This is a genomic window from Paraburkholderia sp. SUR17, from assembly GCF_029536165.1.
In the GTDB taxonomy this organism is placed as follows: Bacteria; Pseudomonadota; Gammaproteobacteria; order Burkholderiales; family Burkholderiaceae; genus Paraburkholderia; species Paraburkholderia kururiensis.
Genome location: NZ_CP120509.1, coordinates 506,928 through 522,213, shown reverse-complemented (window position 1 = coordinate 522,213; position 15,286 = coordinate 506,928). Strand labels below are relative to the sequence as shown.

Genomic DNA, 15,286 nt, shown 5'->3' with positions numbered 1-15,286 from the left:
CGTTGAATCGCTACTTGATGTTCGGGCACTGCTCTTGCGGATCGACGCTCGGGAAGGTCTGCAGGATCTTCACCGACCCGTCGGGCTGAATCTGGCCGAGACGCATCGCGAGCGGCGTATGGCGGCTGCGGTTCATGCTCACCGGCCCGCGCGGTCCGTCGAACGACACCGTGCCGAGCGCCGCGATCACCTTCGAGGCGTCGGTCGAGCCCGCTTTTTCGACCGCGCTCTTGTACAGATAGAACGCCTCGTATTGCGGTTCGGACAGCTCGTTCGGCGTCTTCATGTCGTTGCCGAAGCGCTTGTGCAGCGCGGCCATGAACTTCTTGTTGCCCGGGTTATCGATACCCGTCAGGTACGAAGCCGACATGTAGATGCCCGTGGCCACGTCGCCCATGCTTTTCGCCGTGCCCTCGTCGATTGCCAGGTTGCCGTACGGCAGATCCAGCCCTGAGCCCTTCAACTGCTTCGCGAGCGACACGTTCGGCGCACCGCCCGCCGTTGCGCTGATGAGCGCATCGGGATGCGCCGCGCGGATCTTCGAGAGGATCGGCGTCCAGTCGGTGCCGTCGATAGGCAGGAACTCCTCGCCGATCACCTTGCCGCCGTGCTGCACGATGTACTTCGAGGTGAAGTCGAGCATACCGCGGCCAAAAGCGTAGTCGTTGCCCACGAGGAAGAAGTTCTTCGCGCCCTTCGTTTTCATGAAGTAGTCGACGACCGGCGCTACCTGCTGGTCGGGCACCCAGCCGTTCACGTACATCCACGGGCTGCACGAGCGGCCTTCGTAGAACGACGTGTAGATGAACGGCTTCTTGCCGCGCGCAACGATGGGCAGCGCCGCGTTGCGCGCCGCGCTCGTTTCCATCGAGATCACGGCGTCGACGTTCTTCTGGAACACCAGCGTGTCGTAGGCCTTTTGCGCACCGACGGCGCCGGACGCGTCGTCGGCAATATCGAGTTCGACCTTGCGCCCGAGGATGCCGCCCGCGGCATTGATCTCGTCGACGGCAAGCTGCGACGACTGCACCACGGCAGGCGCCACCACGCTGTTCGCGCCGGACAGACCGACGGCAACGCCGATCTTGATGGGCTCAGCGGCCCACGCGCCGGCACAGACGATGGAAGCGACGGCCGCCAGAACGGCTCCGGCCGCCATGCGATGCTTGAATGGGTTCATGCGATCTCCTTCAGGTGTGGTCGAGGTACTGCAAAAGGGAACTGCCAAACGGAACGGCGAAAGGAACGGCGCAACGGCACGGGCGTTGCCGGCTCAGCCCGCATCGCGCGGTGGCGAGCCGGTGCCGGCAACCAGCTCATACACGTCGGTGCGGCGGTCGCGCAGCACGTGATTGAGCGGACCGAGCGAACGTCCGGCGCGAATGCGCTCGAGATCGATCGGCGCGTAGAGGATCGCTTCGCGGTGGTGGCTCGCGGGCCCCGCGAGCGGCAAGCCGTTGCCGCCCACGATCAAACTCTGGCCGAGGAATGGCTGTCCGCGCTCGGTGCCGATCCGGTCCGCGCACGCGATCATCAGCCCGTTGCTGTGCGCGGCGGCCATCGCGAGGGTTGTGGCGAGGGCGGGCTCGTCGGGCCGCTGCCCCGGCATCGGCACCCAGTTGGTCGGCACGCAGACCAGATCGACGCCCTGCGCGGACGCCAGCCGGTAGACCTCCGGAAACCAGCCGTCATAGCAGATCGCGATGGCAAGCCTCCCGAAGGGCGTGTCGAACACCGGCAAGCCGAGGTTGCCGGGCTCGAAGAAGCGCTTCTCGTCGTTCCACAGATGCAGCTTGCGATAGCGGCCGATCAGGCCGGCCGGTCCGACGAACACAGCGGAGTTGTAGAGATGCTCGCCTTCGCGCTCGGCAATCCCGGCGACGAGATAGATGCCGAGGCGCCGCGCGGCGTCGCACCAGAGGCGCAGCGTGTCGCTCTCGTCGAAGGCTTCGGCGAGCGCCGCCGCTTCGGCGCGATCGGCAAAGACATAGCCGGTGTTGACGAGTTCGGGCAGCACCATGAGCGACGCCCCGTGCGCGGCGGCGGTTTCCATCCGCTCGACGGTGCGCGCAACGTTGTCGCGCTTCTCGCCGACGCGAGGTTCCATCTGGATGCAAGCCACGACCGGCAGGCCGGGACGTGCATCCGGGGTGTTGCGTGAGTCGATTGCCAAGTTCGTTCTCCAAAAGCAAAAAGCCCCCGAACTGGCGTTGAACGCAAGTTCGGGGGCTACGTAGCCGTCCATGTGTCGCGCGGCATCGTTGCCGCGGGTTGCCGCCGCTGAGGGCCCGCAACCAGTGATGCGAATTTAGGAAGCCAGTTTTCTGCTGTCAACCTATTTTCAAAATACCGGGAAAAACACGAGGCAACCCGGCACCGAATCCCCGCACCGGATTCGACCCGCCAGACCGATCAGCTGCGATGCGCGCGCTGAACGAAGCGATCCTTCTGGTCTGCCCGGCGGCTCAGGCAAACCCGACGGGGGCGTGCTCGCGCTGCGCGCCGTCGGCCAGCCTGAATATCGCCACGGCCTGCTTCAGGCCGGCTGCCTGTTCCCTGAGCGACTGCGCAGCGGCAGCGGCCTGCTCGACGAGGGCCGCGTTCTGCTGCGTGACCGTGTCCATTTCGTTGACGGCCAGATTGACCTGTTCGATGCCTCGCGCCTGTTCCTCGGATGCGCTCGCAATCTCGCTGACAATGTCCGAGACCCGCTTGATCGCCTCCTTGACCTGCCCGATGGTCTCGCCCACGTCTTCCGCCTGCTTTTCGCCGGCCTGAATCATCGCGACCGAGGTGCCGATCAGTTCCTTGATCTCCCTCGCCGCATTGGCCGACCGTTGGGCGAGGCTGCGTACCTCGCTTGCCACCACGGCAAATCCACGGCCCTGCTCGCCTGCGCGCGCCGCTTCGACAGCCGCATTCAAGGCCAGAATGTTGGTCTGGAATGCGATGCCTTCAATCACGCCAGTGATCTCGGAAATCTTGCTGGAGCTGCCGCTGATACGGGAAATCGTTCGAACCATGCCGAGCACCGCATCGTTGCCGGCGTTGGCCACCTCGGAAGCGCTCGCGGCCAGCACATTGGCCTGCCGGGCGTTGTCCGTGTTCTGCCTCACGGTCTCGGTCAACTGCGTCATGCTCGCCGCCGTTTCCTCCAGCGAACTGGCCTGTTCCTCCGTGCGCGAAGACAGATCGTCGTTGCCGGCGGCTATCTCGTTGGACGCCGTGGCGATATTGTCGGTGCTGGTTCTGACCTGGGCCACGATGCGCGACAGACTCCGGTTCATGGTTTCCAGACTTCGCATCAGACGGCCCGTCTCGTCCGTGGACGCCACTTCCATGCGCGCCGTCAGATCGCCCTGTGCCACGCATGTCGCAAGCGACACGGCGCGTTGCAGCGGACGCGAAACAGCGCGTGCAAGCCAGGTTCCCGCGAAGATGGCCGCCATCAGGGCAAGCGCCGACGTCACGAATATCGTCACGTACATTTTCGTACGCAGCGATTCGAGTTCCCCCTGGCGCGTCTTCATCAGCGCCCGCTCATAAGCATCCAGCCTGTCGATAGACGCGATCAGTTTCTCCGTGCCCAGGTAAGCGCCGAATCCTTCTGTCATGTCCGAAAGATCGCTTACGTTGGTCGCGAACTCATCCACCTTCTTTCGCATGGCCACAAGGGGATTGACGACGGTCTGCAGCCACGCGTCGTATTGTTCCTGGCACGCCGCAGCCAGCGCCGCACCCTGCGCAGAGCCGTCTATGGCCCGCAGCGCAGCGAGTCTCGTGCCGAAATCGCCGCCGTGCTTGACGATCCATTCCCGGTGCCCCGCTTTACCGTTCAGGTTGTTCGCCAGAACGGCCCATACGATGTTCAGGTAATCCGCAGTGCCATCCTTGAGCAAGAGAAGAATCGCCTCTGATTTCGCGATCTCCTTTTGCCTGAGGTCGATCGACCGGATGCTGGAAATGCAGACCAGCGCGCTGATACCAAACATCAGGACGATGCTCGCAAACGCGACACCGATCTTTCCGGCAATGGGGAGGTTCTTGATTGTTCTCATGATGGTCATCGTAAAGACGCGCCATGCAGCCCCACGGAGGACCGTACAGCGGCGTGCAGAAAGCGGCAGCGCGGCGCCCTACACCGCGCCGCGCACCTGTTCCCCGGCCTGGGCCCGTTCGTGGGCCTGCTGCAAAAGCCGCCCGGCAATCGCGGCGACGCGCGCCACGTGCGCCGTTGCCGCATCACGGGCGCGTATCGCGTCGCGGCAACGAATTGCGTCGAGTATCTCGTTCATCTCTTCCACGGCTTGACGGCCGCGGTCGTCGGAGGCAATGGTCATCGCGCGCAAACGGTTGACGCGCGCATTCAAGGTCTGGGCAATTTCCCAGGCAACCCTCTTTCCACCGCCCTCGAACATCTGCTCGTAGAAACGCGTCGTGAGTTCGCGGACCGTCGCATGCTCGTGCGCCTCGAATGCCCGCTGGATGTCTGCGATGCAGGCGGCTAGACGCGACACCACGCCGTCGTCTGCGGACCGTGCGCACGCCATCGCCGCGTCGCCCTCCAGCAGTGCGCGGATCTCGTAGATCTGGGCGGCTGTTTGCGCATCGAGCACCGCGACGATCGGTCCCTGGTTCGGAATCGAATCCACGAGCCCTTCCGCCTCCAGGTGCCGCAACACCTCTCGCACCACGGTCCGGCTCACGCCCAGTTCCTCGCACAACGTGCGCTCGACAAGCCGCTCGCCTGGCGCGAAATGCGCATCGAGAATCGCCGTGCGCATCTTGTCCAGCGCGAGCTCACGCAACGTCGTCGTATTGCGTTCGACCTTCAGCGAGACAAGCGTGCCGCTCATCGTCGTCATGCCTGCGCAAAGAGGCGCACGTCGCGCGCATCCCAATCGACCAGCGCTTCGGTCCCGATCGCGAGGCCGCTGTCGTGGCGATGGGCCGCCGGCATGCGAATGGAAATCTCCTGCTGCCAGGGCGTCGCGACCGCGTAATGCATGGCGTCGCCCAGATAGGTGATGTCGCGCACCGTGACGGGCAGCCCCGCCGTGCCATGGGCTTCCTGCAGCGCGCGAATGCGCATCTGCTCCGGCCGGATCATCAGCGTGCCGTCGTCCCCGGCCACCAGCACCGAAGCGAGGTGCGCAGCCGTCACCGCATGGCCATTCGGAAACACGCCGTTCATGCCGCGTTCGTTGTTGGACATCACGCGCACCGGCAGGAAATTCGAGTTGCCGATGAAGCTCGCAACGAAGCGCGAAGCTGGGTTCGCATAGAGCTCTTCGCCTGTACCGACCTGCTCGATGCGCCCTTTGTTGAACACTGCAATGCGATCCGACAGACGCAACGCCTCTTCCTGGTCGTGCGTCACGTAGAGAATCGTCACGCCGGTCTCCTGATGGATGCGGCGCAGTTCGAGCTGAATTTCCTCGCGCAGCTTCTTGTCGAGCGCCGAAAGCGGCTCGTCCATCAGCAGCACGGGCGGGTCGTAGGCCAGCGCGCGCGCAATCGCGACGCGCTGCTGCTGGCCGCCCGAGAGTTGCGCCGGCATGCGGTCGCGGCAGTCGGAAAGATGCACGAGCTTGAGCATCTGCTCAACCTTCGCCTGCACCTCGCGGTCGGAACGGCGGCGCACGCGCAGCGGAAACGCCACGTTCTCGCCCACCGTGAGATGCGGAAACAGCGTGTAGCGCTGGAACACCATGCCGATGTTGCGCTTGTTCGGCGCCACCGAAAGCAGCGGCTTGCCGTCGAGCAGCACGCGTCCCTCGCTCGGCTCCTGAAAGCCCGCCACGATGTACAGCGTCGTGCTCTTGCCCGAACCCGACGGCCCGAGGAACGTCATGAATTCGCCCTTGCGAACGTCCAGCGACACATGGTCGATGGCGACGACGTCGTCGTACGTTTTACGCAAGCGCTGGATTTGCAGGAATGCGGCAGTCATGGCTCATGCACCTCCTTATCGGGCGCGGCGCAATACTGCGCCCGCCAACATCAATACGGTCGTCAAGCCGACGAGCAACGAAGACGCTGCCGCGACGACAGGCGTCAAATCTTGCCGCAGCGTGGTCCAGATTCGCACCGGCAGCGTCTGCAACGTGGGGCTCGCCATGAAGATCGAGATGACCACTTCGTCCCACGACGCGAGGAACGAGAAGATCGCGGCAGCGAAAAGCCCGAGCCTGATGGCGGGCAGCGTCACGCGCAGCTTCACTTCGAGCGGCGACGCGCCGCAAATCAGCGCGGCGTCTTCCAGCGCGGTGTCGAAGCTCACGAGCGAATTGCTGATGGAAATGATCGAGAACGGCAACGCGATGATGAGATGGCCGATCACGAAGCCCACCATCGTGCCGTTCAAGCCGATACGCAGCGTGAACGCATACAGCGCGACAGCCAGCACGACGACGGGCAGCACCATCGGCGTGAGGAAAAACGCCTGTACGGCGCCGCGCCCGCGAAACTTGCCGCGCACGAGCGCGAGCGAAGCAAGAAAACCGATCACGACGGAAAGCACCGTCACGATTGCCGCAAGCTGCGCGCTCGTCAGCAGCGAGTTGAGCCAGCCGGCGTCGGTGAAGAGCTGCCGATACCATTGCAGCGTCCAGCCAGGCGGCGGAAAGATCAGCCATTGCGAATCGCCAAACGACAACGCGACGATAAACACAATAGGCAGCAGCAGAAACACGGCGACGGCCGCGCCCACCGCCAGCAGCAGCCAGCGCACTGCGCCGAGGCGATCGAAGTCGAGCAACATGTCAGCGCCCTCCCGGATTCGTGCGCGCACCGCTCGTGAAGCGCAGCTGCAACGCGTACAGCGAAAGGGTCACGGCGAGCAGCACGAATGCGGCGGCGCCCGCGAGCCCCCAGTTCAAGAGTTCCTGCACGAGCTGCGCGATCAGTTCGGCCAGCATCATGTACGACGGTCCGCCGAGCAGCGCCGGCGTGACGAAGTAGCCGAGCGCCATGACGAACACCATCAACGCACCGGACGCGACGCCCGGCAGCGCGAGCGGCACCAGCACGCGCCAGAACGCCTGCCAGCGGCTTGCGCCGCAGATCGCTGCCGCACGCAGCGTGGACGGATCGATGCTGCGCAGCGTCGCATGCAGCGGCATGACGAGAAACGGCAGCATGATGTACGTCATGCCGATCGTCACGCCGACGAGGTTGTTCACCAGGGCGAGCGGCTCGCGGATCAACCCGAGCGCCATGAGCACACGGTTGATGGGACCTGTGGCCTGCAGCAGCACCATCCATGCGAACGTGCGCGCAAGCAGATTGGTCCACATCGAGAGCAGCAGGATCGCGAACAGCACGGAGCTGAGCTTGCGCGGCGCGACGGCCAGCAACCACGCAGTGGGGAAGCCGATTGCAACGGTGGCCACCGTCACGACGGTCGCCACGAGGAACGTATTGCCGAACACCCGCAGATACGTCGTGGATCCGAGCAGCTGCGTGTAGTTGTGCAGACCCGGCGTCGGTTCGAGCACGCTGCGCAGCAGCAGCGAAAGCACCGGCAGCAGAAAGAAAACCGCGAGCAGCAGCAAGGCCGGCGCGAGCAGGCGAAAGCTGCGCCAATCGCGCCGCCGGCGCGAAGACGTGGCGGGCGGCTGGGCGACGGTACTCAAGACGTTAGGCATGGTGACTCCCAATCACACTGTGCGGCGCCCGCTGCGGGGCGCCGGGGTCATGCTTGCTTCATGCTTGCTTCATGCTCACTTCGACTGCCACGCATACCAGCGCTTCGCGATCTCGTCGCGATGCTCGGCCCAATACTTCATGTCGAGGTCGATCTGCGACGACTTGTACTGGTCGGGCAGCGTCTTCGCGACCGCAGCGGGCATCAGTGCCGGCGCTTTCACGTTGATCGGCGCATAGCCCGTATCCGCGGCAAATTTCGCCTGCGCCTGGGCGCTCGTTGCGGCGGCCAGATACTTCATCGCCTCGTCGCGATGCTTCGCGCCCTTCGGGATCACCAGCAAGTCGGCCGCGGTCAGGTTCTGGTTCCACGAAATGCCCACCGGTACGCCGGTCTGTTCGAGCGCATGCAGGCGACCGTTCCAGAACATGCCGATGGGCGCCTCACCCGATGCAAGCAGCTGCTGCGATTGCGCGCCGCCGCTCCACCAGACGATGTCGCTCTTGATGGTGTCGAGCTTCTTGAATGCACGGTCGAGATCGAGCGGATAGAGTTTGTTGGCCGGCACGCCGTCGGCGAGCAGCGCCAGTTCGAGCACGCCCGGCGCGGACCACTTGTACAGCGTGCGCTTGCCGGGGAAGCGCTTCGTGTCGAACAGGTCGGTCCATGTCGAGGGTTGCGCAGTCGTGTACTTCGCCTTGTTGTAGCCGAGCACGAACGAGTAGTAGAAGCTGCCCACGGCGGCAGGCGACGTGAAGCGCGGATCGAGTTCGTCCTTCTTGACGACGGAGAAGTCGATCGGCTCGATCAACCCCGCCTTCTGTGCGGCGTACGCGAAGTCGCCTTCCACGTCGACGACGTCCCACGTCACGTTGCCGCTTTCGACCATGGCCTTCAACTTGCCGTAGTCGGTCGGGCCGTCCATCAGCACGTTGATGCCCGTTGCCTTGGCGAAGGGCTGCGCCCAGTCCTTGTCCTGCGAAGACTGCGTCGTGCCGCCCCAGCTCGTGAATACGATCGGCTCGGCCGCCGTAGCGCTTGCGGTTGCGAAGGCGGCCGCGCATGCCGTGATCAGCGCTGCCGTTTGAAAGACGTTCCTGCTGTTCATGTGGGTCTCCTGCCTCAGGCAGTTATCAATCGTGGAGTGGGGACATCCGTGAATTACGTGGCCTTCATCCGAGCGGCGAGAAAGGCGCGGGCTTCATGATCTTGCTTTCCATTTCTTCCATCAGCGCCTGAATCTTCGGCGCAAAGGACTGCCAGGCCGGGTCTGCGGCAAGTTGCGCGCGGCGCCGTTCGCGCTCGTCCAGGCTCGGGTAAGCCCAGATGTGGACGATCTGGTTCAGCGGACCGATTTCCGAATAGAAATAGCCGATCAACTGGCCCAGATAGCGCTTCTGCAACGCGATGCCCTCTTCCTCCACGAGCTTCAGATACGCGGGCACAGCGCCCGTCTTGATGCGATAGGTGCGGACTTCGTAGAACATGGCGGCTCTCTCTTGAACGCTTGAATGCTTCAACGCATGACGAACGGGTCGGCGATAGGCTCGTCCGACGTGCGAATCCATACCGACTTCGTGCGCGTGTAGTCGAGCACCGCTTCGAGGCCGCCTTCGCGCCCCAAGCCGCTCAGACCATAGCCGCCGAACGGCACGATCGGCGACACCGCGCGATACGTGTTGACCCACACGATGCCCGCGCGCAATGCACGGGTGAGCCGATGCGCGCGCGTGAGGTCCCGGGTGAACACGCCGGACGCGAGGCCGTAACGGGTGTCGTTCGCAAGCGCAATGGCGTCGGCCTCGGTGTCGAATGCGACGACGCTGAGCACCGGGCCGAACAGTTCTTCCATCACACACGGCACATGCGCGTGCGGGCAATCGACAATAGTGGGCAGGAAGTAGTGGCCGGTAGTCATGCCGTCCGGCTGCGCGCCGCCCGCCACGACGCGGCCGCCGGCTTCCACGCTCGCGCTTAGCACCTGCCGGATGTGGTCGAGCTGACGGCGGGTGGCGAGCGGCCCCATCTCCGTGGCGTCGTCCTGCGGGTCACCAATGCGGATGGCGCCCGCCCGCGCGATCAGACGCTCGACCAGCACGTCGTGAATGCCGCGCTGCACGAGCAGCCTGGAACCGGCCACGCAGCTTTGCCCCGTGGCCGCGAAGATGCCGGCCACCACGGCGTTACATGCGCTGTCGAGATCGGCGTCGTCGAACACGAGCACGGGCGACTTGCCGCCCAGTTCGAGCGACGTCGCGGCGAGGTTCTCCGCGGAATTGCGCACCACGTGACGCGCGGTGTGCGGACCACCCGTGAACGCGATGCGCGAGACGAGCGGATGGCTCGTCAGCGTGCGTCCGCATTCGTTGCCGAAGCCCGTCACGATATTGACCACGCCCTGCGGAAAACCGGCTTCGTGAACGAGCCGCGCGAATTCCAGCAGCGGCGCCGGGCCGTCTTCGGAAGCCTTGAGCACGACGGTGCAGCCGGCCGCGAGCGCCGGCCCGATTTTCACCGCCGACAGGAACAGCTGCGAATTCCACGGCACGACCGCGGCGACGACACCCACCGGCTCGCGCCGCAATGTCACTTCCATGTCCGGTTTGTCGACGGGCAGCCACGCCCCCTGGATCTTGTCGGCCACGCCCGCGTAATAGCGGTAGTACTCGGCGACGTAGCCAATCTGGCTGCGCGTCTCGCGAATGATCTTGCCGGTGTCCCGGGTTTCCAGTTCGGCAAGACGCGGCGCATGCTGCTCGATCAAGCCGGCGAGCCGGTACAGGAGCTTGCCGCGCGCGCTCGCGGTGAGATCGGCCCATGCGGAGCCGGTGAGCGCGCGATGCGCCGCGCACACGGCGCGGTCCACGTCCTGCGCACTCGCCGCGGGCATCTGCGCCCATACGCTGCCGGACGACGGATCGATGCTGTCGAAATGCTCTGCGGCGTCTTCGAAGGCGCCGTCGATGTACTGCTGGAACCGTTGCAACATGGTCAAGCCGCTCCATTCATGAAGTTGGCTTAGAGGCTGAGGGGCTCAGGGACTCAGGGACTTCGTGTCAGCGCACGCCGAACGCGGGCATCACCTCGGAGATGAACAGCTCGAGCGACTTGCGCTTGCGCTCGAAGCTCATGTGGCTGTCGAGCCAGAAGCTGTACTGGTCGTAGCCCAGTTCCTCGTAGTGCTTGAGCCGCCCAATGACGTCCCTCGGCTCGCCGATCACGAGGTTCTTGCGAATCGCCTCGCGCGAATACTGCGGAAACATCTCGACGTCGGCATCCGTGAGCGGCTCCATGAAGCCCTGCGTGACGGGCCGTTCGTTCTTGAACCACTTCGAGAAGCACCGGTAGAAGTCCGCCAGGTCTTCGACGGCCGCGTCCACCTCGGCTGCATTGGCCCCGACGAACGTGTGCATCAGCATCATCACCTGCGGACGCGGCACGTCCGGATGCGCGGCACAGGCGGCATTGAAGCGCTCCATCAGGCTCACGACTTCGGCGTCGCCCGCGGCGAGCGACGTCACCTGCACGTTGCAGCCGTTCGCGACGGCGAACGCGTGCGAGTTCGGATCGCGTGCGGCGAGCCACATGGGCGGATGCGGCTGCTGGATGGGGCGCGGCACCGGCGTCGTCGCGGGAAACGACCAGAATTCGCCCTGATGCGCGTAGTCGCCCTCGAACAGCTTGCGCAACGCCGGCACGAGTTCGCGCATGCGAGCGCCGGCGCTCATCGCGTCGAGCCCCGGCAACAGGCGCTCGTACTCGAACGAATAGGCGCCGCGCGCCACGCCCAGATCGAGCCGGCCGTTGCTCGCCACGTCGACCATGCCGGCTTCGCCTGCAAGTGCGATGGGATGCCAGAACGGCGCGATGACGGTGCCGGTGCCGAGCCGGATGCGCTCGGTCTTCGCGGCGAGATACGACAGATTCACGAACGGATTGGGCGCGATCGTGAACTCCATCGCGTGATGCTCGCCGATCCAGGCGGTCTCGAATCCGCCGCGTTCGGCAAGCTGCACGAGTTCGGTCATCTCGTCGAACAGTTCGCGATGCGACGTCTTTGTGTCGTACCGCTCCATGTGCAGGAACAACGAAAATTTCATGATGTTTGCCTCCGACAGGCCGGCTGCCCGGCAGCGTTTCGTGCGCGTCAGCCGCGATGTTTGAATGCGTTTAGTGAGTGGTTGCGAGCGCCTGGACCGTGCCGGCTTCGCTGTCGCCGACATACACGCCGAAGGCGTCCTCGCTGCGCTCGCGCATGTAGCGCTCGAGCATGGAGCGCTCCGCTTCGTCGTGTAACTCGCTCCAGGGAATCTGCATCAACGGAACGATGCGGATGGGGCCGCCCGATTGCGGCGCAATGTCGTTCTTCACGCGGCCGCGGTAATAGATCTGCACACCCGGCGTGGGCTGCCTGTCGGACTCGAACACGGCGAACAGGAAGTCCAGATGCGCCTTGATGCCGAGCTTCGCCAATACGCCCGCAAGGCTCGCGGCATCGCTCTGCGGTTCGAGCCGCGCGCCCGTCGGCAATTGCAGGCCTTGCGGCGTATCGAGCAGCACGAGCCCGTCGCGATGTTCGAGAATCGCGCCCACCCGCGCGCGGGTGCCGGCCGCGGCGACTGCGTCGAGTGTGAGGCTGAAATTCACGTAGGCACCACGGCAGTAGCCGAGCGGCGAAGAAGGCGTATGAACGAAATCGAGCACGCGGCCGATCAGGATGATGTGGTCGCCCGCCTCCACCACGTCATGGGTCGCGCAATCGAAGCTCGCCGCCGCGCCTTCCATGACGGGAGAACCCGTCACCCGGGCGCGCCATGCGACCTGCGAGAACTTGTCGGCGGCCTTCGAGGCAAATACGCCGGACACGGCCTTCTGGTCTTCCGCCAGCACGCTCACCGCGAAATGGCGCGTTTGCGAGAACACCGGATAGCTCGATGCCGTCTTCGCGATGCAAACCAGGATCAGCGGCGGATCGAGCGAAACGGAGGTGAACGAATTGGCCGTGAAGCCGCGCGGCGAGCCGTCGGGCTGGATCGTCGTGACCACCGTCACGCCCGTTACGAAAGCGCCGAGCGCACGGCGGAATTCGGCGATATCGATGGTCTGTTCGTGGATCGGCTCAGTCATTGCATTCTCCTGATATCGGACCGCGGCTCGCCGTTCACACCTGCTTTCGACGTGCCGAGCAGGAATTCCAGCAACCGTTCGTTCACTTGCGCCGGATTGGTCACGTTCATCATGTGGCGTTCGTTCGCGATGATCGTGGCGTGGCCGAGCGGCGCGGCCGCCGCCATGGCATGCGACATGGCCGGGTTCGAGTTCGCGTCGCATTCGCCCGTGAGAAACAGTGCGGGCACGGCGAGATCCGCGAGCCTGCCGACATGCGCGTCGTCCGAGCAGGCAAAGAGCTGATAAGTGCGCGCATAGCCGACCGGATCGACGTTCACGAGCAGCGCGCGTATCGCGTTAGCCGCCTGCGCGAGATGCGCGGGAACCGGGTCGCCGAACCAGCGCGCAAGCGTCACGTCGACGCCTGCTTCAATGCCCGTTGCAATGCCCGCTTCAATGCCCGCTTCAAGCCCGGCTCCAACGCTTCCTTCCGTGCCCGCCTGGCTACTGCGTGCACGCGGCGTATCACCGAGCATCGCCGCGCGGCTCATCACCGCAGCCCGTTGACGAGGCGTGCGGTTGTACACCGCATTCAACGCCGCCACGCTCAACGCGCGCTCCGGATGCGTCAGCGCGAACTCGAGCGCGACGAGCGCGCCCATCGAATGCCCCACCACATGCACGCGCTGAATCTGCAACGCGTCAAGCAGCGCTTCGAGCTGAGCGGCGTACTCGCCGAGCGTGGGCGCCGGCGTGGGCAAGCCGCTACCGCCGTGTCCCAGCATGTCGTACGCAACAACCTGGTAATGCTGCGTCAAGGCGTCGATCTGAGGCGCCCACACGCTGTGGTTCATGCCCACGCCGTGAATCAGCACGACCGTCTCGCACGCGAGCGCCCCCTGTGGCGGGTAGACGCTGTAGCTCGTGCCCGCGGCGACGCCGCGCGTCACGGTACGGTCGAGCACAGGGTCAACCTTCATTGGACGCAAGCTCCTGGAGGTCCTTCAGATCCTGATACCGGTCACCGATACGGTGATGCGGCCGGCCGCCCACCGATGCGCCCAGCGCGATCACCAGTTCGTCGGGCGCGGGCGCGTCGGTGATCGAAAATTGCACGGTGAGGTAATGCGAGCGCATCCCTTCGTCATCCTTGTGCATCAGCGGAATCGAGATCGGGCAGTTCGGACCGCCGCGCAGGTTCGTAAAGCTCAGATAGCTCTTTGCGCCCACCGCCTGGCGATAGTGATTGCCGAATCGCAGCGTATGGATCAGCGCGGAAGCGTGCTCGAGTTCGCCGGACGTGCCGACGATCGCCGCCTTGCCATAGCCTTCGACCGCGTCGCCAGACCCCGCCGCGCGCAGGATCTCCGCCGTCAGCAATTCGCCGAGTTGCGGCGCGAGCGCGTGAATTTCGGGCTTCAGGTCTTCCACGAAGCCGCGGCCAGCCCACGGATTGCGCAGCACGGCGGCCACGCCGAACAGCTTCAGCGGCCGGGGCGCAGCCTTGCCGCCTTCAATGAACGTTTCTTCGACGTAGCTGACCAGCTTGCGCACTTCTAGCTTCATAGCGTTCTCCTGACTTGAACGATGCCCTGAATGTCATCGTTGAGATTATGGTATACCAAATTACGGTGCACAAAAATCCATAGATACTATGGAATACCATAGTACGAACTTCATATTTTGGGCACGATCCTTGCCGGGAGTTCAGCTGACTGCAAGAAGTGGCGGCATAACGGTCGCGTGTGGGCGTAGAAGATCGGCGATAATACGGAATACCACGTGCCGGACGTCCGAGCCAACCGTACAAAAAACCTGTCTTCCTTTTCTACGCCATGCCCGACCTGAAAATAAATCGAACGGCCAAGACCCTGAGAGAACTCGCGCTCGACAAGCTGCGCGGCGCCATCGTGCAGGGCTATTTCAAGCCGGGCACCCGCCTTGTCGAGCGCACCCTTTGCGACGAACTGGGCGTGAGCCGCACGGTGGTGCGCGAAGTGCTGCGGCATCTGGAAACCGAAGGTCTCGTCGAGACCGTGGCGCGGCAAGGCCCGATCGTTGCGCGCCTCGATCCGAGCCAGGTGGGCGAGATCTATGAATTGCGCAGCCTGCTCGAAGCCAACGCCGCAAGCGCCTGCGCCACGAGTGCGACGCCGGAGCTGGTTGCGCGCCTGCGCGGCATCCGCCGCATGATCGAAGCAGCCTTCGCCGCGGGCGACGCGTCACGCGTACTCGAGCACACGGAACAGTTCTACGACGCCATGTTCGAGGGCGCGGGCAAGGTCGTCTCGCTGGGTGTCGTCAAGTCGCTGAACGCGCGGATCAACCGGCTGCGCGCGCTGACCATCGCCACGCCGGGCCGCAGCGACGAATCGAACCGCGAGATGAACGCGTTGCTCGACGCAATCGAACGCGGCGACGGGCAAGCAGCGGCAGAGGCTTCGTGCACCCACATCAAGCGCGTGTCCGAGCTTGCGCTGCGCGCGCTCGCCGAACAAGGCGAGGCGAGCGGCAGCACGTGAGTCGCGC

At 64.6% G+C, this 15,286-nt stretch carries 15 protein-coding genes; 1 reads left to right on the top strand and 14 read right to left on the bottom strand.

Annotated elements, in window-relative coordinates; all coding sequences use genetic code 11:
* Positions 1-10: 10 nt before the first annotated feature.
* The 14 genes from P2869_RS19820 to P2869_RS19755 all read right to left on the bottom strand — a co-directional run bounded on the left by P2869_RS19820 (position 11) and on the right by P2869_RS19755 (position 14,323).
* Positions 11-1,159, bottom strand: coding sequence for a substrate-binding protein (locus tag P2869_RS19820; protein WP_233411683.1), 1,149 nt, complete (start codon positions 1,157-1,159; stop codon positions 11-13).
* A 114-nt stretch (positions 1,160-1,273) separates the two neighbouring features.
* Positions 1,274-2,245, bottom strand: coding sequence for a nitrilase family protein (locus P2869_RS19815; protein WP_277599277.1), 972 nt, complete (start codon positions 2,243-2,245; stop codon positions 1,274-1,276).
* A gap of 220 nt (positions 2,246-2,465) precedes the next feature.
* Positions 2,466-4,058, bottom strand: coding sequence for a methyl-accepting chemotaxis protein (locus P2869_RS19810; RefSeq protein WP_277599276.1), 1,593 nt, complete (start codon positions 4,056-4,058; stop codon positions 2,466-2,468).
* 78 nt (positions 4,059-4,136) lie between these two features.
* A complete protein-coding gene (locus P2869_RS19805; protein WP_277599275.1) occupies positions 4,137-4,856 on the bottom strand; it encodes a GntR family transcriptional regulator in 720 nt (239 codons plus the stop codon).
* Positions 4,857-4,861: 5 nt separating this feature from the next.
* Positions 4,862-5,953 (bottom strand): ABC transporter ATP-binding protein, encoded by a 1,092-nt coding sequence (locus tag P2869_RS19800; protein WP_277599274.1) that lies wholly within the window; start codon positions 5,951-5,953, stop codon positions 4,862-4,864.
* A gap of 15 nt (positions 5,954-5,968) precedes the next feature.
* A complete protein-coding gene (locus P2869_RS19795; protein ID WP_017773522.1) occupies positions 5,969-6,763 on the bottom strand; it encodes an ABC transporter permease in 795 nt (264 codons plus the stop codon).
* A gap of 1 nt (position 6,764) precedes the next feature.
* Positions 6,765-7,649 carry an ABC transporter permease gene (locus P2869_RS19790; protein WP_199542155.1) on the bottom strand — a complete coding sequence of 295 codons (885 nt, stop codon included), beginning with the start codon at positions 7,647-7,649 and terminating at the stop codon, positions 6,765-6,767.
* Positions 7,650-7,724: 75 nt separating this feature from the next.
* Positions 7,725-8,756, bottom strand: coding sequence for an ABC transporter substrate-binding protein (locus P2869_RS19785; RefSeq protein WP_277599273.1), 1,032 nt, complete (start codon positions 8,754-8,756; stop codon positions 7,725-7,727).
* A gap of 64 nt (positions 8,757-8,820) precedes the next feature.
* Complete coding sequence (locus P2869_RS19780) at positions 8,821-9,135, bottom strand: NIPSNAP family protein (RefSeq protein WP_042300329.1); 315 nt, start codon at positions 9,133-9,135, stop codon at positions 8,821-8,823.
* A 29-nt stretch (positions 9,136-9,164) separates the two neighbouring features.
* Positions 9,165-10,637: an aldehyde dehydrogenase gene (locus P2869_RS19775; RefSeq protein ID WP_277599272.1), complete on the bottom strand. Its 1,473-nt coding sequence runs from the start codon at positions 10,635-10,637 to the stop codon at positions 9,165-9,167.
* 67 nt (positions 10,638-10,704) lie between these two features.
* Positions 10,705-11,748 (bottom strand): LLM class flavin-dependent oxidoreductase, encoded by a 1,044-nt coding sequence (locus tag P2869_RS19770; protein WP_277599271.1) that lies wholly within the window; start codon positions 11,746-11,748, stop codon positions 10,705-10,707.
* 70 nt (positions 11,749-11,818) lie between these two features.
* Positions 11,819-12,775, bottom strand: coding sequence for a flavin reductase family protein (locus P2869_RS19765; protein WP_277599270.1), 957 nt, complete (start codon positions 12,773-12,775; stop codon positions 11,819-11,821).
* Positions 12,772-13,737, bottom strand: a complete 966-nt coding sequence (locus P2869_RS19760) for an alpha/beta fold hydrolase (protein ID WP_277599269.1) — start codon at positions 13,735-13,737, stop codon at positions 12,772-12,774. The genes P2869_RS19765 and P2869_RS19760 overlap by 4 nt, the downstream gene beginning before the upstream one ends.
* Positions 13,727-14,323 (bottom strand): amino acid synthesis family protein, encoded by a 597-nt coding sequence (locus P2869_RS19755; RefSeq protein ID WP_017773514.1) that lies wholly within the window; start codon positions 14,321-14,323, stop codon positions 13,727-13,729. Before P2869_RS19755 ends, P2869_RS19760 begins: the two co-directional genes overlap by 11 nt.
* 269 nt (positions 14,324-14,592) lie before the next feature.
* On the opposite strand from P2869_RS19755, the gene P2869_RS19750 reads away from it, so the two are divergent.
* Complete coding sequence (locus P2869_RS19750) at positions 14,593-15,279, top strand: GntR family transcriptional regulator (protein WP_017773513.1); 687 nt, start codon at positions 14,593-14,595, stop codon at positions 15,277-15,279.
* Positions 15,280-15,286 lie beyond the last annotated feature (7 nt).